We start from the raw sequence: 22,087 nt of genomic DNA, 5'->3' as shown, positions 1-22,087 counted from the left end.
GCATAAGCAGACCGCGCATAAGCCAGAACTCGAGGCGGACGTCTTCGACGTGAGATCCGCCTCTCCGGGGGGGGGGGCGCAGAAGGTTACTTCAGCGCGTCGCGCGCCTTGTCCTTGGCTTCGCCGACCTTGCCCTGGACCTTGCCACCGGCCTTCTCGGCCGTGCCCTCGGCCTCAAGCTTCTCGCTCCCGGTCACCTTCCCGAGGGCTTCCTTGACGGAGCCGACAACCTGCTTCTTGGCGCCCTCGATGCGATCCTTATCCATCTCAATCTCCATTAGTTCCAGGAGAAGCTTGCCGTCCGCGTTATCGAAGACGACGCTCGCCCTTCCAGAGACTTGGTGCTTCAACGGCGCTTACCCAGTTCCGTTTGCATCAGTTCGGATGAGGCAGTTGCTTCTATTTACCGGTCTCCAAGGTAGCTGGCGGGCCAGCGGCGGCGACGGCGGACCAAGGATACGAGACGGCAAATGCCACTATAGGTCGTCACTTCGATTTCTTCGGGCGTATCCCCTGAGCCTCCGGACCGACGATGCCGCGTTCACGCGCCCAGACGATCGCCTCGCTCCGGCGGTGTGCGTCGATCTTGGTGTAGATGCGCTGGACATGGTTGCGGATGGTGTTGCGCGACAGAAAGAGCAGCGCGGCGATCTCGCCGTCGTCGAGCCCCTGGGAGATGAAGCCGAGGACCTGGCGCTCCTTTTCGGTAAGGTCGGCCCCATCGGACTTTCGCTGACCGTCCGGCTGTGGGGATCGCATGTTGGCCAGCTTCTCCATGACACTGCGGCTGAGCCATGAAGTGTCCGCGAGCGCCTCCTCGATCGCCTTGACCAGCTCGAGCTCGGATGTCTTGCGGACCGTGATGTCCTGGAAAACGTCGAGGACGCAGACCTCGCCACCGATGTCGATCGTCTCGGCGGACACCAGGCAATCCGCGATCGAGCCGTCTTTCTTCTTCAGCTTGGCCTCGTACCCCCGGAACCCACCGGTCTCGACGAGTTCGCGCTCCTGCTTTCGCCGGGTGGCCGCGCTGTCCCATAGTTCGATCTCGGCGGTGCTCCGCCCCACAACCTCGTCGATGGACCATCCCGTTTCCTTGAGGAAAGCCTCGTTGACGTCGAGGACCCGGAAGCCGTCCAGCGTGCAGATCTTCATCGGGACCGGAGCCAGCCTGAAGGTTTTTGCAAACTTCTCCTCGCTGCTGCGCAGGGCCGTTTCGGCTTTCCGGCGTGGCTCGAGGTCGGCAAACGTGAACAGCATGCACCGCTCGTCGCCCATCTCTATCGGCTGCCCCGCGACGATGACGAGCTTCGTCTCGCCTTCGGGGAGCGCGATACAGGCCTCCATCTGCGGGACGGTCGCCCATTCCGAAAGACGCTGCTTGCCGATCTCACGTTTGTCGGCACCCGCCATGACGTCGAGGTCATAGACCGAGCGGCCGACGACGGCCTCCCGGGCATAACCCGTCATGTCCATGAAGCCCTGGTTCACCCGAATGAACCGGAGGTCGGAGACGCGGCAGATGAGCGCCGGCGCCGGGTTGGCGTTGAACGCGCTCTCGAAACGATCGACCGCCTGCATCTCGTCCGTGGCGTCGGTAACGATGAGGACAAGGCAGTCGGGATGGCCGTCGGCGTCGGTCAGCACGAGGCTGCGGACACGGTGGACCCATTCCGGCTCTTCTTGTCCGGCACGCGCGACCTCGACGACGACATCGGCGAAGACCTCTCCCGCCACCACCCGTTCGGCGGGATAAGCGTCCTCGTCCAGTCGATGATTGTTGCGGTAGCGCAGTTGGAAACGCGTGCGGTATTCGTCGACCGTGGCGCCGAGCGCGGCGACCGACGACACCCCGTGCATTGCCAGAGCGGCTTCGTTGGCCCAGCTGATCGACTGGTCGGGATCAATCAGGATGACGCCCTCGGTCAACCCGGCAATGATCTGCTGCAACTGGCGTCGTTCGGCCGTGGCGGCGTGAAGTGACTCAACCATTCTTCATTTCCAACCGGTTCTGAGCCGCACCGGAGGTTTTTCCGGAGCGACTAAAACTCATTCCCTGACAGCGCTCGAACTCATCGCGGCCACACGGTCCAGCTCGGCCACAACCAGATCTGAGGATGGGATATCTGGCGTTGGTTCCGATGAAGGGGAGAGCACGAGGCCGACGACACCGCCGTCCGTTCGCATCGCCACCACGCCGAAACGGGCGAACGCCGCCTCCAATGATCTCACCAGATGTGCCTCGATGGGACGGTCCCGCTCGACCTCGAAGATGCGCGACACGGAAACGCCGCTTTCCACCGAGAGCCGCCTGGATGTCCAGTTGAGGAACCCTCTGGCGGCCCGGCAGATCGCACCGTCCATCAGATCGACTTCCCCAGGTTGCACGGTGGTACGAACTCGCCCCGTCCCTGCTCGGTGTAGATCGTCTGGTGGTCGTAGCCTTCCATCCATGTTCTCCAGGTCTCGGACCCTGCTGGGTGGGGGTTTACGCTCCGGCGTTGCCCTTCGCGCGCGGCAGTCGCGCCAGCAACGAGGAGCTCGACGCTTGTCTTGTCTTCATTGGTTTCTTGAACGTCCATGACACTCATCCTGAGACACTCATTCTGATCGATGATGGCCCGGCAATTCCGAGCCATCTGATTGCTGGAGCCTAATGATCAGTGGCGACGAGGCCCAAGGGCGCCCGAGCGGCCGCCGAACCAGCCAGCCGCTGCCCCGAGGATGAGGGCGAGAGCCGCCAGCAGCGAGCCCTTCGAGACAACCGAAGCGGTGACCTCGGCAGCACGCGTTGCGGTCTGCTTCGCGGTGTCGACCGCTGAGCGATACTGCTGCTCGAGCTGCGTGATCTCTGCGTTGGCCTGATCGAGGGGAATGCCCCTTGCCTCGGACAAGGCCTGTGCCGCCTGGCTGCGTGCCTGATCGGCCCCAGCCTCTCCGCCCGTCAGCAAGGCCCTGATCGCATTGACCGCGTTGCCCTGGAGAGCCTCCGGGCTGGTCCCGGTCGACCGGACCTGTGACTCGATCGCATCGAGAGGATTGGAGTTGGCGAGAGCCGGGGCTGCGGTCTGGGCGACCGTCTGCCCGATGCCCCCAAGCGTCGAGGCGACGCCGCTGAAGGCACCACCGACGATCGAACCGACGGCCGTCGTCAGAAGGTAGAGAACCAGCAAGGTCGTGACCGCCCATGCGGTGACGCCATGCAGCCCGGCCGAGATCCTGTCGGACCGTCCAGACATCCGGGCCGCGACATAGCCGCCGATGTATGCTGCAACGAGGGCGGAGAGGACGTACCAGACACCCGCTCCGATCGAGAACGTCGAAGCCGCAGGGTTGTCGGCACTGCCGGCACCCGGGTCGAGCGTCGCAATGCCGATACCAGTGCCAACCAGCGTGAGGATGACCTGAACCGCCAGTGCGATCGCTACGCCCGCGAACACGGCGCCCCAGGAGGCGCGATCGAGGGAAACGACCGCCGTGTCGTTATGGACCGGGGTTTGTGGCCCGGCGCCGGCGTGCCGAGGTCCAGACTTCATGGTGCTCATGTCTCGTTCTCCCGTTTGCAAGCGATCGCCTTGGGTCAAGACGTCGGTGCGTCGATGCGTTGTTGATGGTGCAGTCAAGTTCACGCGCGTCGCGTCGACGGAACGCGGCGTGCATGATCGATCAGTTCGGAAAGACGTACGCATTCACGCAGCCGTCGGTAGACGCAGCATCACCAGCTTTGCTGATGCGCAATGCTCTATTTATTGCCGGGTGATCGGTTCACTCGCGGCCTGTGGCGCTCGTCTCGTCGAGGGCGACGCTTCGGTAGAGCACTGCAGGATCATTAGAAAATGTTGCGCCCTCTTGCGGCGTCGGCGCGTCGCCGAGGTTCAGCGCCCCTCATCGATGACACCAGCATTTGGTTCTCACGTCTTCAGTCGATTTGTTGAGAGCCGTTCTGTCTCGAAGGCCGTAAGTCCCGAAGTAACGTGACGCTTGATACTTCGCGTGGTTTGAGTAGTCGATTACTCAATTCAGTGAACTCGTCGGAAAGTTAACCCTCGGTTAAGGTCTCGGGAAGCTGCACCGTCGTTGTGATGCCGTCGTTCCGGCGATAGCCCGCAATGGCTGGCGGTGTCGGCGCGTTCCTGTCGGCCGTTTTGCAACTGGCGACGGTTCTGGCCCGGGGCGGAGCGACCTTCCTGGCATACGCGGGGTCGGCCCAGCCGTAAGCGCTGCGTCCGGTCTTCGTCCTCGGCGCCGCGTCGGCGCGCTTTACGTGGTTCGCGGCCCTCGGCTAGGGTGCGCCTGTTGTAACCCGTCTTCACCCGCCCGTCCGCATTGCTAACCCTCGATGCCGTCGTCGGCATCGTCATGCCGAGCCTTGCTGCCTTGCTTCGTGCCGGGCGCCCTGAACCAACCCGGTTGATCCCACCATGCCCCTCCACGATCTCCTCCTCGTCTACACCGCCTACGTCATCGCCGTCGTCAGCCCCGGCCCCAGCAACATGGCGATCATGAACGCCGCCATGCGGCACGGCCGCCCTGCCGCCCTTGCCATGGCGGCAGGCGTCATCACGATGTCGACGGTCTGGGGCCTCGTCGCGGCCACCGGCGTGTCGACGCTCCTTGCAACCTATGCCCACGCCCTGACCGTGCTCAAAGTGGCTGGCGGGCTCTACCTCCTGTGGCTCGCCTGGAAGGCGGCTCGCTCCGCCGCCACGCCGGACAGGCCGATGGTCGGGGCCGGCACGATCCCGCCGGGGGCCTGGAGCCTCTACCGCCGCGGCGTCCTCATGCATGCGGGCAATCCCAAAGCGGTGCTGGCCTGGCTGGCGATCATGTCGCTGGGAATGCGACCCGACGCGACGCCGGCGAGCGTCGCGGTCGCCCTCGCGGGCTGCATATCTCTCGGCATCCTCATCTTCTCGGGCTATGCGCTCCTGTTCTCGACGGCGCCGATGGTGCGTGCCTATGCCAAGGCCCGCCGCTGGTTCGAGGGCCTGCTCGCGATTTTCTTCGCGGGCGCCGGCATCCGCCTGATCCTGTCCCGCTGACCCTCTGAACGGAGCCGACGACGATGTCCGATCCCTCTCCCTTCCACGGCCTCTCCGCCTTCCCGATCACGCCGGCCGACGAACACGGACGCGTCGACGTCGAGTTGCTCGGGACGCTGCTGGACCGCGCTTGCCAGGCGGGCGTCGACTCGATCGGCCTCCTAGGCTCGACCGGCACTTACGCCTACCTCTCGCGATCAGAGCGGCGCCGGGCGATCGAAGCGGCCGTGGAGTGCGTACGGGGGCGCGTCCCCATCGTCGTGGGTGTCGGGGCGCTTCGCACAGACGCGGCACGGGATCTTGCTGGGGACGCCGAGGCCGCGGGGGCCGATGCGCTCCTGCTGGCCCCGGTATCCTACACCCCGCTCACGCAGGACGAGGTCTACGATCACTTCCGGGTGGTCGCGGGCACTTCGAGCCTTCCGCTGTGCGTCTACAACAATCCCGGCACCACCCACTTCACCTTCGGTCTCGATCTCCTGGAGCGGCTCTCTCGTCTCCCAACGGTCAAAGCGGTGAAGATGCCCTTGCCCTCGAACGGCAACTACGGGGACGAGATCGCCACCTTGCGTGAGCGGACGGGGCTGGCGATCGGCTACAGCGGCGACTGGGGGATGGCGGACGCCCTGCTGGCGGGAGCGGATGCCTTCTACAGCGTACTCGGCGGCACATTGCCGGCTCCGGTCGTGGCGCTCGCTAATGCCGTGAAGGCAGGGGATGCGGCGGAGGCACGCCGCATCGATGCGACGCTCGAACCCCTGTGGGATACCTTCAAGGCGTTCGGCAGCCTGCGGGTGATGTACGTGCTCATCGATCTGCTGGGACTTGGAAAGGCGGAATTGCCGCTGCCGATCCGCCCGCTCGCGCCCGAGGCGCAAGCCCGGGTGCAAGCGGCGCTGCAACCGCTCTTGAAGATTTGACCGGACCCGGACCCGGCTAACCTCGAACGGCACAGTCGTGCATGCCTAACGGACGCCGCGCCAAGTCGTCCTGGGTCCGACGGCCCGCGGGGCTACGCGCTGGGCGCCGCCTCGCTCTTGCGGGAGCCACCGTGAAGGTCGCGGTTGCCCCAGCTCCGCAGCGCCCTTTGGGTGATCGACGCGATCCTCCACGTCCCGTCGGTCGACGAGAAGCGGAATTCGTATGAGCCGCAGGAGTGATAGAAGTCCTCGCCCCCGGACGCACCCCCGGACGCACCCTCGGCCAACCGCAGGATGAGGTAGTTGCAACGCCCACCGACCCCGTCACCCTCTTGCGACAGCAGGAGGTTCGAGAAGCTGTGCTGCTTCGAGAGGCTGTCCTTGGCCCCCTTGCGTCGCTCGACGAACTCGGCGCTCGGCATCGAACCCGGCGCCTCGCGTCCGGAGGACGCGTAGTCGACGAACACTTCCTCGGCGAGTGTGTCGCGCATCATGACCCAGTCGCGCTGGTCGAAGGCCAGGAAGAAGCGGCACAGCAGGTCGTGGATTGCCTCGCGGGCTTGGGTGTCGACGATGCTCATGAACTGGCCTCGGTTACCGGGACCCGATCCGTAGCGATCGTCTTCGGGTGGATCAACTCGGGTAAATCAACTCGGGTGGACAGCCGTCCGGCAACTCTCTGGGTAAGGCTGGCGTGCAGTGCCGGGTCTGCGCTACAGCGCTACAGGGGCCGGGCTCCGCTGCGTTGATGGGTTGCAAACGTCGAGATGCGCCAGGAGCCGGCGGTTCTCTGCACCAACACGCTCCGCCAAGCAAAGGACGAGGGTCGATGACGGATCTGCGGAAAGGCGTCTGGCTGAACGAACCAGGTCGGGCGGAGCTCGGCTTGGACAGCCTCCAGATGATGACGGAGGAGCGGACCGACTTCTGGCGCGAGACGCATTACGGCTTCACGCGCGACAACGGCCATTTCCTCGGGGTCGAGACCGGCGACGGCTTCACCGCGCAGGTGCGCATCCGGGCGACGTTCGAGCATCTCTACGACCAGGCCGGCATCATGGTCCGCATCGACGAGCGGCGCTGGATCAAGGCAGGCCTCGAGTTCTCGGACGGACACGCCCTCCTCGGCAGCGTCCTAACGAACGAGCGGTCCGATTGGGCAACGGGGCGCTTCGACGGCGATCCGATGGACTTCTGGATGCGCGTGTCCTTGGCCGACGGTGTCCTCCGGGTGCAAGCCTCGACCGACGGCAGGCTTTGGCCCCTCGTGCGGCTCTGTCCGTTCCCGGAGAACCTTAGCTACCGGGTCGGTCCGATGTGCTGCACGCCGGAGCGAGCGGGTCTGGCTGTCCACTTCTCGGACTGGACGCTGACGGGCCATCTTCGAAAGGACCTGCACGACCTTCGATAGGGTGGCAGCCCGACGACGGCTGCGGCCGTCCGCTTCTGGTGGCGCCGTCCAAGCGGCGCCGAAGCTGACGGCGCAGCAAGTCTAGCCTCTCCGATCGCGGCGCATACCGTCCCATACCGCTTGCCAACGCCGACGTGTTCTGACGGGCGGAGGCAAGGAGACGGGATCGATATCGATGGGGTAGTCCGCGAAGAACACGGGAAGGCTCGCCGGACCAGCCCGTTCGGCAAGGCCGATCCTCTCCGTCAGCCACCCCGCATAGGCCCAGTCGCGGCCTCTTCCCAGCTGCACGATCCGCGGAAAACGCTCTTCGAACAGCGTGGCGAGTTGCTTCGCCGAGCAACCCGGCGCGTCCGACCAGCCGAAATATCGATCCTGCGAGCCGGTCGAGTAGTCGGCGACGTCTTCGCGCGACAAAGGGTCGATGATGCGCAGCCCATCGTCGCTCATGTTGCCGATATGGGTGATCGAGCAGCGCCAGTACAGGCCATTCGGTGCCATCCCAGAGGCGAAGCGAATGTGCTGATATCCGGTCCGGTGCAACTCGTGGATGGCGCAGAGGAGACGTGTCGCGGACTGGTGAGCTGGGCTTGGCGGGGGTTCCTGCCCGGTCAAGTCGCTCATTGGCAGCCTTTCGAGAAAGAGGCTCTCGTCCGAAGCCCGACGTCCATAATGTTCGCTCTGCGGTGATGTCGCAGGCAAGACCAATGTCTCGAAGGGCGCGAAAGCACAAGCGCGACCGAGGGTGCAAAGCGAACTGCCTAATTCGAGCGGGTCTCTCGGACAAGGGGCCAGCCGTCCGCCCGTGCAAAGGCTGGTCTAAAGCGCTCTGCGATTTGCGCCGGGCGTCGTCCGAGGCTGCACTCCGGGCGCCGGCCTTTGGGGGCAGGCGAGGGGGCAGGCGAGGAAGCGGGTGTCGCCACGGGACCGGCGGGTCCGTTCACGATGGAGTTCCCTCGGGTTGTCGGTGGTTTCGAAACCGATTATCCCAAGCCCAGAAATGCTGCCTGCCGGGCGATCCGGCGAGGCGGCAGGCTTCTCCGCCGGCGGGCCATAAGGTTCGTGGGGCCGGGTCCATGCTCTCCAGCGGGCGGATAACGCGTCCGGGTGGCAGTGAAGCGTGGCGAAGGCCGGGCGAAGGCAGACGAAATGTTGCACCTCTTTTTTGGCATTCCCTGCGCCTACGTCATCGCGCGGTTCGTCCTTCCGCTGGCCTTGCCGCTTTGGGCGACCCTCGGCGCGATCCTGCTGCTCCTTGCCGGTGCGGAATTCCATCTCTGGAACCGCCTGTCCTCGGGCTCGGTGTTCTCGCCCGAGTTCCCGCGGGCGCTGGTGATCGCCTTCAACGTGGCTTTCGGCGCCATCCTGTTGCTTGCCGTGCTGCAGTTCGCGCTCGACGTCGGCACCGGCCTTGTCAGCCTGTGGCGCGGGCACTGGATCGGCATTGCGCCGGGGGCGCGGGCGGCGATCGCGCTGGTCGCTCTGGCGCTGGCCGGCCTCGGCGTCAGCCAGGCGATCAAGGCGCCGTCTGTGCGGGATGTGACCGTCGCCATTGCCGACCTGCCGCCGCAGTTCGAGGGCTACAAAATCCTGCAGCTGACCGATCTTCACATCAGCCGGCTGTTCGAGACGCCCTGGTCGGAGCAAGTCGTCGCGCGGGCCAATGCCGCCGGCGCGGACCTCATCGCCATCACCGGCGACTTCATCGACGGGACGGTCGAGAAGCGGCGGGCGCATGTCGAGCCGTTGCGCGGGCTTACGGCTGACGACGGGGTCTTCGCGGTGCCCGGCAACCATGAGTATTTCTTCGACGCCGAAGCCTGGCTCCGGCACTTCCAGTCCTTTGGCATCCGCATGCTTGTCAACCGGCACGTCGTGATCGAACGGGGCGGCACCGGGCTGGTGCTGGCGGGTGTTGCCGATCTCTCGGCAGCGGAGGTCGGTCTTCCGGGGCCGGACCTCGCTAGGGCCCTCGCCGGCGCGCCGGGAGGAATGCCGGTGGTGCTCCTCGACCACCAGCCGCGGGATGCGCGAAAATCCGCCGCTGCCGGGGTGGCGCTGCAGCTCTCCGGCCATACCCACGGCGGCATGATCCTCGGCTTCCATTGGCTGCTGGCGAAGATGAACGGCGGCTTCGTATCCGGGCTCTATGCGGTCGACCGGATGAGCCTCTATGTCAGCAACGGCACCGGCATCTGGCCGGGATTTGCCTTGCGGCTGGGCAAGCCGGCGGAGATGACGCTGATCACGCTCCGCCGCTCTTAGCCTTTGTAGAACGGTTGCTGCCCGCCGTCAGGCGAGGTCGATGGTCTGCCGCTGGATCCGCGCCGCGGCTTCCTCTTCCGTTTCCGCCTCGTCCTGGGGCGCCGGGTCCTGGCTGTCCTCGAAGGCCGGGTCGTCGGAGTGACGGATCTCTTCGAGGTCCGGGGTCAGCGGGTTGATGCCGGGGGTGTTGGACATGGCTTCCTCCATTTCACTGGATCAGCAAGACGGCATGCCCTGTCATTGTTCCCGGTCAGCCCCGCCGCTGCCTCGCCGGACCGCTCGGGTCGGGCCAGTAAAAAACCCCCTCCGACGGGGTCGGAAGGGGCTTGTAGTGGCTTCAATTCTTAGGAACCGGGCAGCTGGTTCCTTTGAACCCGCCGCTTCTCGAACTAGCGAACCGAGATCACGTCGCCCGAGCGGCGGTCGATGTCGACGCGAATGTCGCGGCCGCGCCGGTCAGCGCCCAGGATCGAATAGGTGCGGCGCGATGTGCGGACGTCGTCGACCTCGCGCACGCCCTCGCCGCGGGCAATCCGCACGGCTTCGCGTTCGCTGATCTCGCGACGGTCGCGGCGATCGTCACGCGGCGGGCCGCGGCGGTCGTCCATTGGCGGTCCACGACGGTCGCGGTCGGGCTCCATGACGCGGACGCCGTCCGGTCCGATGACGATGTTCTGCGCGAGAACGGGCGTTCCGACGGTGACCGCGCCGAGCGCAAGGAGACCAATGGCCCAGAATTTATTCTGCATGGGAATGCCTCTTTTCTGCCGACGCTCTCCGCGTCAATCTTGGTGCACCCTAACCGTTCACACGAATATTTGTTCCGTGCGCCCGGTGCTTCCCTGAAAGGCGTTTTGACGCGTTTGAAGGCGTTCGAATGCGTTGCGGTTCAGTCTTCACACGGGTCTTGGGCGCCAATCTCGTTCGAAATTCGGCGAAAACCTATCATGGGTTAGAGAACGCGTTCCCGTTTCGTCTTAGTCTCCTGCACATGATAGAGACATCCAGGATGGATTTTGACTGGGACGGTGACCAAGGCTTCCTGCTCGATCTCAAGCGGGCGGCGAAGGGGCTTTCGATCGGCAGCGATGGTTCCTCGATCGCGAAGCTTCGCCAGCTCTTTCAGGAGGCGGAGAGCGATCTCGGGGCTTCGAGACAGGCCTTGACCGTCGTTTGCCAGCCGAAGTGAGCCGGTTCGGCCGGCATCGCCGCCGAGATGGCTTGGCCTTCGCGGGTCGCCTGCGCTAAACCCTCGGAAAGCCCGGCATGGATCCGGCAGCGCAAGCCCCGGGAATGCTCATGGTCGCGACCGATATCGCCACGCGGGTCTGGAACCACACCTTCAAGCTCGACCCGATCGTGCGCAGCCTGCTCGATACTGATTTCTACAAGCTGCTGATGCTGCAGATGATCTGGGGCCTGCACCGGGACGTCGACGTGACGTTCTCGCTGATCAACCGGGCAAAGACCATCCGCATTGCCGACGAGATCGACGAGGGCGAACTGCGCGCCCAGCTCGATTATGCCCGCACCATCCGCCTGTCAAAGCGCGAGATGATCTGGCTCGCCGGCAATAGTTTTTATGGCTCGACGCAGATCTTCCGTCCCGCCTTCCTCGAATGGCTCGAGAATTTCGCGCTGCCGGAATACGAGCTGCGGCGGGTCGACGGGCAGTTCGAGCTGACCTTCAGCGGGCCGTGGACGCACACCACCATGTGGGAGATCCCGGCGCTCGCGATCATCAACGAGCTGCGCTCGCGTGCCGCGATGAAGGATCTCGGCCGCTTCGAGCTCGACGTACTCTATGCCCGCGCCAAGGCCAAGATGTGGGGCAAGGTCGAACGCCTGAGGCAGCTGCCGGACCTCAAGATCTCCGACTTCGGCACCCGGCGACGGCACTCCTTCCTCTGGCAGCGCTGGTGCGTCGAGGCGCTGAAGGAAGGGCTGGGGGATGCCTTCATCGGCTCGTCCAACGTGCTCCTGGCGATGGAGACCGACGTCGAGGCGATCGGCACCAACGCGCACGAACTGCCGATGGTGGTGGCGGCGCTGACCGACAGCGACGCGGCGCTGCGGCAGGCGCCCTACGAGGTGCTGAAGCAGTGGCAGAGCTATTACGGCGGCAACCTCCTCGTCGTTCTGCCGGACGCCTTCGGCACCGAATCCTTCCTGCGCTGCGCTCCGGACTGGCTGACCGAGTGGACCGGCTTCCGGCCCGATTCGGCGCCGCCGATCGAGGGCGGAGAGGCAATTCTCGCCTGGTGGAAATCCCGCGGCATCGATCCGCGCGAGAAGCTCCTGGTGTTCTCCGACGGCATGGATGTCGACGGGATCGAGGCTGCCTACCGGCATTTCGAGGGGCGGGTGCGCATGAGCTTCGGCTGGGGCACCAACCTCACCAATGATTTCCGCGACGTGGCGCCGGACGGGCGCTCGGCGCTGGAGGCGATCTCGCTGGTCTGCAAGGTGATCGAGGCGGATGGCCGGCCAGCGGTGAAGCTGTCGGACAATCCCGGCAAGGCCACTGGCGATCCCGCCGAGATCGAGCGCTACCGCCGGCTCTTCGGCGCGTCGACGGTTTTTCCCCGAGCGGTGCTGGTTTGAGCAAGGCGTGTCTCGCCACAGCCCGATTTATAGGTCAAACCCGCGCGATAGCCCTGTCGACACCCCTGTCCTCCCGGCGCGCGCCTTTGCAAGCCGGATCGCAATCCTGAACCGGAAGGCCCGCCTTCGATGAATGCCCTTGCCCCCGAGACCGCCGCCTCCTTCCCGATCCCGGCCGGCGTCTACGCCGAGACCGTGACCGAGGTTAAGCACTACACCGACCAGCTCTTCCGCTTCCGGATGACGCGACCGGAAGGTTTTCGCTTCCGCTCGGGCGAGTTCGTGATGATCGGCCTGCCCAACGCCGAGAAGCCGGTCTACCGCGCCTATTCGGTGGCGAGCCCGTCCTGGGCGGAGGAACTCGAATTCTTCTCGATCAAGGTGCCCGGCGGTCCGCTGACCGAGCATCTGCAGAAGATCGAGGTCGGCGACACCGTATTGATGCGCAAGAAGTCGACGGGCACGCTGGTGCACGATGCGCTGGTGCCGGGCAAGCGGCTCTATCTGTTCTCGACGGGCACCGGCATCGCGCCCTTCGCCAGCGTCATCCGCGACCCCGAGACCTACGACAAGTTCGAGACGGTGATCCTGACGCACACGACGCGGACGCTGGCCGAACTGACCTACGGCAAGGAGCTGGTCGAGGAGATCAAGGCGGACGAGCTGATGAGCGAGTTCGTTGGCGACAAGCTGCTCTTGCACTCCAGCGCGACGCGCGAGGGCGAGGCCAAGGGCGAGCGGATCACCACGCTGGTCGAGACCGGCAAGCTGTTCACCGATCTCGGCCTGCCGCCGCTCGATCCCGCCACCGACCGGGCGATGATCTGCGGCTCGATGGCGATGCTGAAGGACACCGCCGCCATGCTGGACCGCTACGGCTTCGAGGAAGGCGCCAACTCCAAGCCCGCGACCTACGTGGTCGAGCGCGCCTTCGTCGGCTGAGCCTTACACCGGTCGGGTTTGTCCCCGCGCGGCCCCAGGTCAGCCGTCAAGCCGCGCTGAACGCCTTGAAGGCGACGGTGGTGAAGGTGTCGGTGACGCCGTCGATCACCTGGAGGCGCTCGGTGACGAAGCGGCCGAGATCGCTGGTGTCGCCGAGGTAGAACTTGGCGAGGAGGTCGAACTGGCCGGAGGTCGAGTAGACCTCCGAGATCTCCTCGACGTCCTGCACCAGGGCGTCGGCGACGGCATAGGCCTTGCCGGGCCGGCACTTGAACTGCACGAAGATGGTCTTCATCGAGATGCTCCGGCTGGGCGCTGGGCGCCGAGAATGGTGCGCCGTGTCTACAGCATCGGCTTGCGGACCGGTATCGGTTTGCGAACCCGCCCATGCCGGGATCCGACGTGTCGGGATGCCGTTGTTTTGCGGCGCTCGCAGGGAATCCTTGCCGAGGAGGATCGCGGGATCCGCGCCGCTGGCGCCAGCGGGGAGGCAGGCGATGCGCGCAGCCGGTCGCGGCGGCTTCCATCGTCCGGCCGGGATGTCTATGGCTGCGGCAGCACCTCCATCTCATCCTCTCTGAAAGATCGCCATGACCCGCCTGACCCTTGCCGATGCCGAAGCGCTCGTCGTCGACGCCCTGATGAAGGGCAATGTCGACCGCGCCGTCGCCGGTTCGGTCGCCCGCGCGCTGGTGTCGGCGGAGGCGGCGGGGCAAGGCAATCACGGCCTCCGCCGCGTCGTCGCCTATACCGGGCAGGCGCGGACCGGCAAGGTGAACGGCCATGCCGTGCCGGCCGCCTTCCGCCCGGCGCCGGGGGTGCTGGTGGTCGATGCCGCCGACGGTTTTGCCTATCCCGCGCTCGACATGGCGGTCGACCTCCTGCCCGAGATCGCCCGCAGCCAGGGCGTCGCGATGGCCGCCATCCGCCGTTCGCACCATGCCGGCGTCGCCGGGCTGACGGTCGAGCGTCTCGCCGATCTCGGTCTCGTCGCGCTGATGGTCGCCAATGCGCCGGCGGCGATGGCGCCCTGGGGCGGCCGCACGCCGCTCTATGGCACCAATCCGCTCGCTTTCGCCGCGCCCCTCGAGGGGCAGGAGCCGGTGGTCGTCGACCTCTCGCTCTCAAAGGTCGCGCGGGGCAATGTGATGACGGCGCGGCAGAAGGGGCTGCCGATCCCGGAGGGCTGGGCGCTGGACCGCGACGGCAACCCGACCACCGACGCCAATGCCGCGATGGCGGGGACGATGGTGCCGGCCGGCGATGCCAAGGGCGCGGCCCTGGCGCTGATGGTGGAGATGCTCGCCGCAGGGCTCACCGGCGGCAATTTCGCCTACGAGGCCGGCTCGCTGTTCGAGGACAATGGTCCGCCTGTCGGTCTCGGCCATGTCATCATCGCGCTCGACCCCGTCCGCATCGGCGGCGCCGGCACGACGGTGCGGATGGCCGAGATGGCGACGCGCGTCGCCGAGGAGCCGGGCGCACGCCTGCCGGGTCGCCGCGGCCAGACGGCGCGCCAGAAGGCCATCGAGGAAGGCGTGGAGATCGAGGCGGACGTTCTGGCGGCGATCGCCGCGCTGTAGAGGATCCTGCGATCCGGCGAATACGAAAAAGGCGCCGAGCTCGAACCTGCGGCGCCTTTTTATTTCCTGGAGCGCGCGGGGTGGCCGCGCGCTCTGCTGTTTAGCGCGAGGCCTGCGCCTGCGGGCTCTGCGCAACGCGCCAGACCGTGTTCGACAGGTCGTCGGCGATCAGCAGGATCCGCTTGTTCGGGTCGAACAAAACGCCGACCGGCCGGCCGCGCGTATCGCCGTCCTTCATGAATCCGGTCACGAAGTCCGTCGGCTCGCCGGACGGGCGGCCTTGCTCGAACGGCACGAAGGCGACCTTATAGCCCGACGGATCCTGGCGGTTCCAGCTGCCGTGCTCGCCGATAAAGGCGCCTTGGGCGAAGTTGCTGCCGAAACCGTTCTGCGTCGCAAAGGACAGGCCGAGCGCGGCGACGTGCGAGCCGAGCGCGTAATCCGGCGCAACCGCCGTCTCGACGAGGTCCGGCTTCTGCGGCTGCACACGCGGGTCGAGGTTCTTGCCCCAGTAGCTGTAGGGCCAGCCGTAGAAGGCGCCTTCGCGCACGGAGGTCAGATAGTCCGGCACCAGCTGCGGGCCGAGCTCGTCGCGCTCGTTCACCACGGCCCACAGGGCCTTGCTGTTCGGCTCGATCGCCAGGGCCGTCGGGTTGCGGATGCCACGGGCGATGGTGCGGTGGGCGCCGGTCGCCCGATCGATCTCCCACACGACGGCGCGGTCCTGCTCGACGTTCATGCCGCGCTCGCCGACATTGCTGTTCGAGCCGATGCCGACATAGAGCTTGGTGCCATCGGCGCTGGCCGCGAGCGACTTTGTCCAGTGGTGGTTGATCGCCGAGGGAAGCTTGGTGACCTCCTCGCCGGGCGCGGTGATCTGCGTCTCGCCGTCCTGGTAGGGGAAGCGCATCAGCGCGTCCTGGTTGGCGACGTAGACGGCGCCGTCTACGAAGGCGAGGCCGTAGGGCGCATTGAGGTTGTCGATGAAGACCGTGCGCACCTCGGGCACGCCGTCATTGTCGGCGTCGCGCAGCAACGTGATGCGGTTGCCGCTCTTCACGCTGGTGTTGCCGCGCTTCTTGATCACGCCGGCGATGATGTCCTTCGGGCGAAGCGCCGGCGCATTGCCACCGCGGCCTTCGGCGACGAGGACGTCGCCGTTCGGCAGCACCAGCATCTGGCGCGGAATCGCGAAGTCGGTCGCCATGGCCGAGATGGTGAAGCCCTGCGGCACGGTCGGCACTTCGCCGTTCCAGCCCGCGGGGGCCGCGATCTTCATCGGCGGGATCAGCGTCTCGTTGATGTCGGGCAGGTCGGGCTGCGCGCCGGTCTGGTTGAGGCTCGGGTCGCTGCTGTCGCAGGCCGAGAGGGAAAGGGCGGCCGCAAGGGCCAGCAGAACGGATTTGGTCATCGGGCTACCTCCCACTGAAGGGTACGCGAGTAGAAGATCCAGCCGGCAATGAGCGCCAGCACGGTCGAGATGATGGTGAGGATGAGGCCGACGGTGCCGACCGAGCTCCAGCCGTCGCGGGCATGGTGGAAGGCATTGACGAGGCCGATGACCCACATCACCGCGAGGACGGCGAAGTAGACGAGGCGGCCGCGGCTGGCGGGATGGCCGAGCTTGACCAGCCACTCGATCAGCGCCCAGGCCAGCACCAGTCCGCCGAACACCAGCGCGCCGGCGATCGACCAGCTGGCGAAGTTCGTCCACTGCGTCTCGGCGGTCTTGAGGTAGGCGATGTCCGTTGCAAGGGCCAGGCTGAAGAGGGCAACGGGAAAGCTCAGCAAGATGCCGTGCAGCGCGCTGGCTTTCGATCCGTGGTCTTCGTGTGTTCTACTCATTCTCAGCTCCAGCTTGGCTGCAAGAAAACGCCAATCGCCACCTTCCCTTGCGGTGCGCGCCTCCGGCGGCGTCGAGAAGGGAGGCATACGGGCGTCGCGTGTGACGGAAGTGACGTGTGGTGTTTCGGTGGCGACGAACAGATGTTCCGGTTCGCCTGACAGGCGATGTAAGGCCGCCATTCGTCTTGGTAAGATCAAAACCGGCCGGCTTCACTATCTTTTGTGATTCCGGAGGGTGAAAGCCGCGGCTCGATCGCAAAAGCCGGGAGAGGACACCCCAGAGAACGATCCTGTCATCGGATGACAGGTAGCCGTCCACGCTCTCATACTTCGGGACATCGCTGCAAAACCTCTAGAGCAAAGGCGACGCTTTGACTTGAGAGGGGTCTTCGCAGGACGCGTCGACAGGCTTCCGTGCCGACCGGCCGGGAGGACGATTTGGAAACGGCGGAGCGCCGGGGTTGGTGTTGCGGGAGGTGGCGGTCATGTCCGGCGCACCGCGGTGTCTCCGGCGGTCCAGAAGACCGCCTTTGCAGGCCTGACCCGTTTGACGGGCCGCTGCCTCCGGGGATGCCAGTCCCGCAAGGCCTTCCTTCGGCGGCTGAAGCCCGGCCAAGGCCCTTGCCGCCACCCGCTTTGCCTTGCCTCGGCCCGATAGGCCGGCTGGTCCGCGCCGGCGGGGGCTGTCTCGGGCATTCTCCTGCGGGCGCCGCCTCCCTCGCGACGAGGATACGGCCCGGATGCTGCCGATGGGGCGGTGATCGGGCGCCCGTCTGACAACGAGGCGACTGTGGAGGGTATAGGAAAATAAAACTAGGAACTATTGCTTAGGTGGGATGCGGATCGGCGCAGAGGTTACAGGCGGTCGGACCCATTTTCTCTGGCCGTGGTGGAAGGAAACTTCTGGCAATCGCCGGAGCTTCGTCATCCTCGCGCGCCGCGCGGGGACCCATGCCAAGGCGCGTGTCACAAATGCAAAGCGCACTGAACCACCTATCCGGTAACCGTAGAGGTGGTGGAAATGCAGAGGCATGGGTCCCCGCGCCGTGCGCGAGGATGACGACCTTTGGGGTATCCGCACCGCAAACTCTGCTTCATTGCGGCAGGGACGAGTTGGATGGCGCAGTGAGCAACGCCGGCGGGTTCTCGCCATTCTTGCGCCAGTCTCACTCGGTGCAGACCGGCCGCACGAAGAGGCAGGCGGGTTGATGGGACGTTCTCACCCCACCCGCGTCGCCGCCAGCCGTTCCTCGTCCAGCGCGATGCCGAGCCCCGGCGCGTCGGACAGCACCAGCCAGCCGTTATCGGCCTTCAGCGGCGCCGACATCGGGTAGTCGCGGCGGTCGAGGGACCATTCGGGCGGGTCGTAGGGCCATTCGAGCCAGGCGGCCTCGCCGATGCCGGCGGTGAGGTGGGCGTTGGCGGCGACGCCGATGCCGTTGGTCCAGGAATGCGGGGTGAAGGCGAGCCCCGCCTCGCGCGCCATGATGGCGATGCGGCGGAGGCCGGTGATGCCGCCGACGAGGGCGACGTCGGGCTGTAGCACGTCGAGGCAGCGGCCCTCGATCAGGTCGCGGAACTCGTGCAGCTCGCGCGTCATCTCGCCGCCGGCGATGCGGATCGAGACGGCCTGGCGCAGATCCGCCATGCCCCGGCGGTCGGCGCGGTGCAGCGGTTCCTCCATCCAGTAGATGCCGAGGCGCTCGAGCTCGCGGGCCACCGCCAGCGCGTCCTTGTAATTCCAGGGTGCGGACGTATCCCAGGGCATGCGCCAGCCCTGGTTGCAGTCGACCATCAGCTCCAGCCCATCGCCGACCCGCGCGCGGATCGCCTCGAGCGCCCTAACGTCCTCGCGCCAGCCGAGGCGGCCGCCGGCGGAGGAGGTGAAGCGGACTTTCATGGCCGGAAAGCCCTCGGCACGAAAGCGCTCGGCGGTCTCGGCCATGGCGCCGTGGTCGCGCAGCACGCCGGAGGAGGCGTAGAGCCGGACGCGGTCGGACCGGCCGCCGAGCATGCGCCAGACCGGCTCGCCCGTCACCTTGCCGGCGAGGTCCCAGAGCGCGAGGTCGACCGGCCAGCAGCGGCCATAGTGGAACTGCAGGTGCGAGAGCACCTCGTAGTGCCGCTCGAGAAGGCGCGGATCCCAGCCGATGAAGAGGTCCTCATGGCCCTCGAAGCCGAGCATCAGGTCGCCCGAGCCGATCCCCTCGCGCCCCTCGTCGTCGCGGATGCGCACGATCGCGGCGTCGAAGCCGGTGCGCGGGCGGCCGTCCCAGCTCGCCTTGAACGGCGGGTCGAGCGGCAGCCGGTGGCGGGTGATCTCGATCGCGGTGATCTTCGACATGTCAGGCGGCCTTTCCGGGCGCGGTGGCCAAGAGCAAGGCGGCGAAGGCCTCGATGTCGGCATCGCCGATCTCGCGCACCGTGGCGGCGCGCATCGGCGCCTGGCCGGGCGCCCGCATCGCGACCGCGAGCTCGTCGGCGGTGACGCCGGCGAAGGCGGCGGGCAGCACGCGCTGGAAGCCGCACTGGTCCATCAGCGCGCTGACGAAGCCGGGGAGGTAGGCGACGGAGACGAGGCCCGCCGCCTCCGCGGCGGTCTGCATGTCGTGCGTCCCTTGCTCGGCGAGCCAGGGCAGCGTCGCCTCGAAGGCGAGCGCGGTGGCAAAGCCGTGGTTGACCGGCGCGATGCTGGCCAGCGCATGGCTGATCATGTGCGCGACGGCGGTGCCGCACTGGTCGATGGCGATGCCGGCATAGCAGGAGCCGAGCAGCAGGTCGCCGCGCGCCTCGATATCGCCGGGCTCGGCTACGGCCCGGGCGAGGGCGCCCGAGATCAGCCGGATCGCGGCATGGGCGTAGAGCTGTGCGCCGCGGTGGGTCTTGCGGTTGGTCGCGGCCTCGAAGGCGTGGATGAAGGCGTCGAGGCCGCAGGCGGCGGTCAGTGCTGGCGGCAGGCTGACGGTTAGCGCGGGGTCGAGCAGCGCGAGGTCCGCCTTGGTCTCGGGGCCCCAGATCCAGACCTTGTCGCCGCGGACGTCGGAGAAGACGGAGGTCGACGAGGTTTCCGAGCCGGTGCCGGCGGTGGTCGGGATCAAGATCTTCTTCAGCGGCTCGGCCGGCAGCGGGTTGATCGCCAGCGCGTAGTGCATCGGGTCGGCCTCCCCGACGGCAAGGCAAGCGGCGACCTTGGCGACGTCGAGCGCCGAGCCGCCGCCGATGCCAATCACCAGCCCGGCGCCGCGCGCGGCTTCGCCAGCGGCATGGAGGTGCGCGGCCTTCGGCTCGCCGGCGATCTCGCCATAGACGGTCGCCTCTATACCGGCGGCGGCAAGGTCGCCTTGCAGCCGGGCGACGCAGCCGGACTGGACGAGGAAGGCATCGGCGACGATCAGCGCCCGTCGGGACGGATCGAGCGCGAGCGCCCGGGCGCCGATCTGCTGCAGGCTGCCCGGCCCGAAGACGATTTCCGGGACGGCGGCGGCATTGAACGTCATGGATCACCCTCTTGCGCGATGCCGGGACGAGCGCCCGTCGGGAGGGAGCCTGTCAGGCCGCAGCCCGCCGCGTCAATCGCCCAGTGCGACACCCTCGCGTCGCGGATCGGCGCCGCCTTCGAGCCCGTCCGGCATGATCTCGATGGCATGCAGCCCCGAGTTCAGCTCGCCGGTCTTGGTCTTGAACCCGGCCGCCTGCAGCGGCGCCGCGAGTTCGGCGGCCGGCGTGCCGGCCTCGAGCTCGAAGGCGCCGAAGCGGTTGAGGAGATGGGGGGCGGCGACCGCCGCTTGCGCGTCCATGTTCCAGTCGATCATCGCGATGACGCCTTGCGCGACGAAGCCGATGATCGAGCTGCCGCCGGGCGAGCCGATGGCGATCACCGGGCGCCCGTCCTTCATGACGATGGTCGGCGACATCGAGGAGCGCGGCCGCTTGCCCGGCTGCACGGCGTTGGCGACGGGGCGGCCGCCTTCCTGCGGGGCGAAAGAGAAGTCGGTCAGCTCGTTGTTGAGGAGGAAGCCGCCGGTCATCAGGCGCGAGCCGAAGCCGTTCTCGATCGTCGTGGTCATCGAGACGACGTTGCCGGCCTTGTCGGCGATGACGAAATGGCTGGTCGAGGGCAGTTCGATGCTGGCGTCGTCGCCCCGCGCGGGGACGGTGCCGGGTGCAAGGCCTGCATGGTCCCAGCTCGGCTCGCCCGGCACGACGGCAGCTTCCGGCAAAGCGGTCCCGCCGTCGATGAGCCTGGCGCGGTCCGCGAGATAGGCCTTGTCGAGGAGGCCGGTCGGCATCGGCACGAAGTCGGTATCGGCGACGTAGCGGCCGCGGTCGGCGAAGGCGAGGCGGGAGGCGTTGCCGATCAGCGTCCAGGCCTTGGCGCTGTCCGGGCCGAGCGCCTTGAGGTCGTAGGGTTCGAGCAGTCCGAGGATCTGCCCGACGGCGATCGCGCCGGAGGAAGGCGGCCCCATGCCGCAGACGTCGTAGCCGCGATAGGCGGCACAGACCGGCGGCCGCACCGTCGAGCGATAGGCGGAGAGGTCGGCGAGCGACAGCGTGCCGGGATTGCGGGCGCCGGCGATGGTCTCGCCTGAAGAAACGGTGTCGACTATCCCCTGTGCGACCGGGCCGGCGTAGAAGCCCTCGGCTCCCTGGTCGCGCAGGCGCTCCAGCGTCTCGGCATATTGAGGGTTCTTCAGGATATGGCCGACCGGCCAGGGCTGGCCGGCGGGATCGAGGAGATAGGCGCGCAGGGAGGGTGAGCGCGCCAGATCGGGGTCGGCGAGCAGCGTGTTGAGGCGCTGGGTGACGGCAAAGCCGTTGCGGGCGAGGTCGATGGCGGGCTGGACGACGCGCCGCCAGGCGAGGTCGCCGCCGCCCCGTAGATGCGTGTCGTAGAGCAGCCGGACGGTGCCGGGCGTGCCGACCGAGCGGCCGCCGACCACGGCATCGAGGAAGGACAGCGGCTTGCCCGCGGCATCGAGGAACAGTTCGGGCGTCACGCCGGCCGGCGCGGTCTCGCGGCCGTCGACGGTCTCGAGCGTCTTCGTCGCCGCATCGTAGCGCACCAGGAAGGCGCCGCCGCCGAGGCCGGAGGATTGCGGCTCGACGAGGCCGAGCACCAGCTGCACCGCCACCATGGCGTCGACCGCATTGCCGCCGGCGCGAAGGATCTCGCGGCCGGCCTCGGCGGCGAGGGGGTGGGCGGCGACGACCATCTGCGACTTCGCGTGCACCAGCGTCTTGGCGGCGACAGGGGAGGCGGCCTCCGGCTGAAGCGCATCGGCGGCCTGCTGGGCGTGGACCGGGCTTGCGAGCAGCGTGAGCGCAAGGACGAGGTGGGATCGGCGCATGGACGTCTCCTTTGCCGCGGGGCTGGGCAGGCGTGTCGCAAGGCTCTGCAAGCCGGCGCCGGCTGTCAACGCCGGGAAGCAGCTTCGCGGCGGAAAGGACCGCGCCGTGTGGGCAAGGGGGCGGAAG

At 67.0% G+C, this 22,087-nt stretch carries 23 protein-coding genes; 8 read left to right on the top strand and 15 right to left on the bottom strand.

Features of this window, described 5'->3' with window-relative positions; translation table 11 throughout:
• Window positions 1-86: 86 nt before the first annotated feature.
• The 5 genes from ACZL02_RS12310 to ACZL02_RS12290 all read right to left on the bottom strand — a co-directional run bounded on the left by ACZL02_RS12310 (window position 87) and on the right by ACZL02_RS12290 (window position 3,536).
• On the bottom strand, window positions 87-266 hold the full coding sequence (locus ACZL02_RS12310; protein ID WP_472939888.1) for a CsbD family protein: 180 nt from the start codon (window positions 264-266) through the stop codon (window positions 87-89).
• A 220-nt stretch (window positions 267-486) separates the two neighbouring features.
• A complete protein-coding gene (locus ACZL02_RS12305) occupies window positions 487-1,992 on the bottom strand; it encodes a PAS domain S-box protein (RefSeq protein ID WP_472939887.1) in 1,506 nt (501 codons plus the stop codon).
• A 57-nt stretch (window positions 1,993-2,049) separates the two neighbouring features.
• Window positions 2,050-2,364, bottom strand: coding sequence for a hypothetical protein (locus ACZL02_RS12300; protein WP_472939886.1), 315 nt, complete (start codon window positions 2,362-2,364; stop codon window positions 2,050-2,052).
• A complete protein-coding gene (locus ACZL02_RS12295) occupies window positions 2,364-2,582 on the bottom strand; it encodes a hypothetical protein (RefSeq protein ID WP_472939885.1) in 219 nt (72 codons plus the stop codon). The genes ACZL02_RS12300 and ACZL02_RS12295 overlap by 1 nt, the downstream gene beginning before the upstream one ends.
• A 78-nt stretch (window positions 2,583-2,660) precedes the next feature.
• The gene (locus tag ACZL02_RS12290; protein ID WP_472940079.1) at window positions 2,661-3,536 is read right to left on the bottom strand and encodes a PhnA-like protein; all 876 of its coding nucleotides are present in this window, start codon (window positions 3,534-3,536) and stop codon (window positions 2,661-2,663) included.
• Window positions 3,537-4,421: 885 nt separating this feature from the next.
• On the opposite strand from ACZL02_RS12290, the gene ACZL02_RS12285 reads away from it, so the two are divergent.
• Together ACZL02_RS12285 and ACZL02_RS12280 are read left to right on the top strand one after the other, a co-directional pair.
• Complete coding sequence (locus ACZL02_RS12285) at window positions 4,422-5,042, top strand: LysE family translocator (protein ID WP_472939884.1); 621 nt, start codon at window positions 4,422-4,424, stop codon at window positions 5,040-5,042.
• Between the two features lie 23 nt (window positions 5,043-5,065).
• Entirely contained in the window at window positions 5,066-5,962 is an 897-nt protein-coding gene (locus ACZL02_RS12280) for a dihydrodipicolinate synthase family protein (protein WP_472939883.1), read from the top strand.
• Between the two features lie 92 nt (window positions 5,963-6,054).
• Here the strand turns inward: ACZL02_RS12280 and ACZL02_RS12275 are convergent, their stop codons facing one another.
• Window positions 6,055-6,543: a nuclear transport factor 2 family protein gene (locus ACZL02_RS12275; RefSeq protein ID WP_472939882.1), complete on the bottom strand. Its 489-nt coding sequence runs from the start codon at window positions 6,541-6,543 to the stop codon at window positions 6,055-6,057.
• A gap of 248 nt (window positions 6,544-6,791) precedes the next feature.
• Here ACZL02_RS12275 and ACZL02_RS12270 point away from each other — a divergent pair, with 248 nt between their 5' ends.
• The gene (locus ACZL02_RS12270; protein ID WP_472939881.1) at window positions 6,792-7,373 is read left to right on the top strand and encodes a DUF1349 domain-containing protein; all 582 of its coding nucleotides are present in this window, start codon (window positions 6,792-6,794) and stop codon (window positions 7,371-7,373) included.
• 81 nt (window positions 7,374-7,454) lie between these two features.
• On the opposite strand, the gene ACZL02_RS12265 is transcribed toward ACZL02_RS12270, so the two are convergent.
• The gene (locus ACZL02_RS12265) at window positions 7,455-7,988 is read right to left on the bottom strand and encodes a hypothetical protein (RefSeq protein WP_496258427.1); all 534 of its coding nucleotides are present in this window, start codon (window positions 7,986-7,988) and stop codon (window positions 7,455-7,457) included.
• 534 nt (window positions 7,989-8,522) lie between these two features.
• Between ACZL02_RS12265 and ACZL02_RS12260 the strand changes: the two genes are divergently transcribed.
• On the top strand, window positions 8,523-9,638 hold the full coding sequence (locus tag ACZL02_RS12260) for a metallophosphoesterase (RefSeq protein WP_472939879.1): 1,116 nt from the start codon (window positions 8,523-8,525) through the stop codon (window positions 9,636-9,638).
• A 27-nt stretch (window positions 9,639-9,665) separates the two neighbouring features.
• On the opposite strand, the gene ACZL02_RS12255 is transcribed toward ACZL02_RS12260, so the two are convergent.
• Window positions 9,666-9,833, bottom strand: coding sequence for a hypothetical protein (locus ACZL02_RS12255; RefSeq protein ID WP_472939877.1), 168 nt, complete (start codon window positions 9,831-9,833; stop codon window positions 9,666-9,668).
• Window positions 9,834-10,027: 194 nt separating this feature from the next.
• Window positions 10,028-10,387, bottom strand: coding sequence for a PepSY domain-containing protein (locus ACZL02_RS12250; protein WP_472939876.1), 360 nt, complete (start codon window positions 10,385-10,387; stop codon window positions 10,028-10,030).
• A gap of 260 nt (window positions 10,388-10,647) precedes the next feature.
• Between ACZL02_RS12250 and ACZL02_RS12245 the strand changes: the two genes are divergently transcribed.
• The 3 genes from ACZL02_RS12245 to ACZL02_RS12235 all read left to right on the top strand — a co-directional run bounded on the left by ACZL02_RS12245 (window position 10,648) and on the right by ACZL02_RS12235 (window position 13,184).
• On the top strand, window positions 10,648-10,827 hold the full coding sequence (locus ACZL02_RS12245) for a hypothetical protein (RefSeq protein ID WP_472939875.1): 180 nt from the start codon (window positions 10,648-10,650) through the stop codon (window positions 10,825-10,827).
• Between the two features lie 110 nt (window positions 10,828-10,937).
• A complete protein-coding gene (pncB, locus tag ACZL02_RS12240; protein ID WP_472939874.1) occupies window positions 10,938-12,242 on the top strand; it encodes a nicotinate phosphoribosyltransferase in 1,305 nt (434 codons plus the stop codon).
• A 129-nt stretch (window positions 12,243-12,371) separates the two neighbouring features.
• A complete protein-coding gene (locus ACZL02_RS12235; RefSeq protein ID WP_472939873.1) occupies window positions 12,372-13,184 on the top strand; it encodes a ferredoxin--NADP reductase in 813 nt (270 codons plus the stop codon).
• Between the two features lie 46 nt (window positions 13,185-13,230).
• Here ACZL02_RS12235 and ACZL02_RS12230 read toward each other — a convergent pair whose 3' ends face one another.
• On the bottom strand, window positions 13,231-13,479 hold the full coding sequence (locus ACZL02_RS12230; protein WP_472939872.1) for an Lrp/AsnC family transcriptional regulator: 249 nt from the start codon (window positions 13,477-13,479) through the stop codon (window positions 13,231-13,233).
• A 295-nt stretch (window positions 13,480-13,774) separates the two neighbouring features.
• Between ACZL02_RS12230 and ACZL02_RS12225 the strand changes: the two genes are divergently transcribed.
• A complete protein-coding gene (locus ACZL02_RS12225) occupies window positions 13,775-14,767 on the top strand; it encodes an Ldh family oxidoreductase (protein ID WP_472939871.1) in 993 nt (330 codons plus the stop codon).
• A 100-nt stretch (window positions 14,768-14,867) separates the two neighbouring features.
• Here ACZL02_RS12225 and ACZL02_RS12220 read toward each other — a convergent pair whose 3' ends face one another.
• The 5 genes from ACZL02_RS12220 to ggt form a co-directional block, all read right to left on the bottom strand.
• Window positions 14,868-16,178, bottom strand: a complete 1,311-nt coding sequence (locus tag ACZL02_RS12220; protein ID WP_472939870.1) for a PQQ-dependent sugar dehydrogenase — start codon at window positions 16,176-16,178, stop codon at window positions 14,868-14,870.
• The gene (locus tag ACZL02_RS12215; protein ID WP_472939869.1) at window positions 16,175-16,612 is read right to left on the bottom strand and encodes a DUF2231 domain-containing protein; all 438 of its coding nucleotides are present in this window, start codon (window positions 16,610-16,612) and stop codon (window positions 16,175-16,177) included. Before ACZL02_RS12215 ends, ACZL02_RS12220 begins: the two co-directional genes overlap by 4 nt.
• A gap of 1,219 nt (window positions 16,613-17,831) precedes the next feature.
• Complete coding sequence (locus ACZL02_RS12210) at window positions 17,832-18,956, bottom strand: mandelate racemase/muconate lactonizing enzyme family protein (RefSeq protein WP_472939868.1); 1,125 nt, start codon at window positions 18,954-18,956, stop codon at window positions 17,832-17,834.
• Between the two features lies 1 nt (window position 18,957).
• On the bottom strand, window positions 18,958-20,109 hold the full coding sequence (locus tag ACZL02_RS12205; protein WP_472939867.1) for an iron-containing alcohol dehydrogenase: 1,152 nt from the start codon (window positions 20,107-20,109) through the stop codon (window positions 18,958-18,960).
• Between the two features lie 72 nt (window positions 20,110-20,181).
• Window positions 20,182-21,960, bottom strand: a complete 1,779-nt coding sequence (gene ggt, locus ACZL02_RS12200) for a gamma-glutamyltransferase (protein WP_472939866.1) — start codon at window positions 21,958-21,960, stop codon at window positions 20,182-20,184.
• Window positions 21,961-22,087 lie beyond the last annotated feature (127 nt).

The sequence above is a fragment of the Mesocryomonas fontinalis genome, from assembly GCF_055730125.2.
The sequence above is the reverse complement of the archived record's forward strand: the minus strand, read 5'-3'. Positions and strand labels throughout refer to the sequence as shown.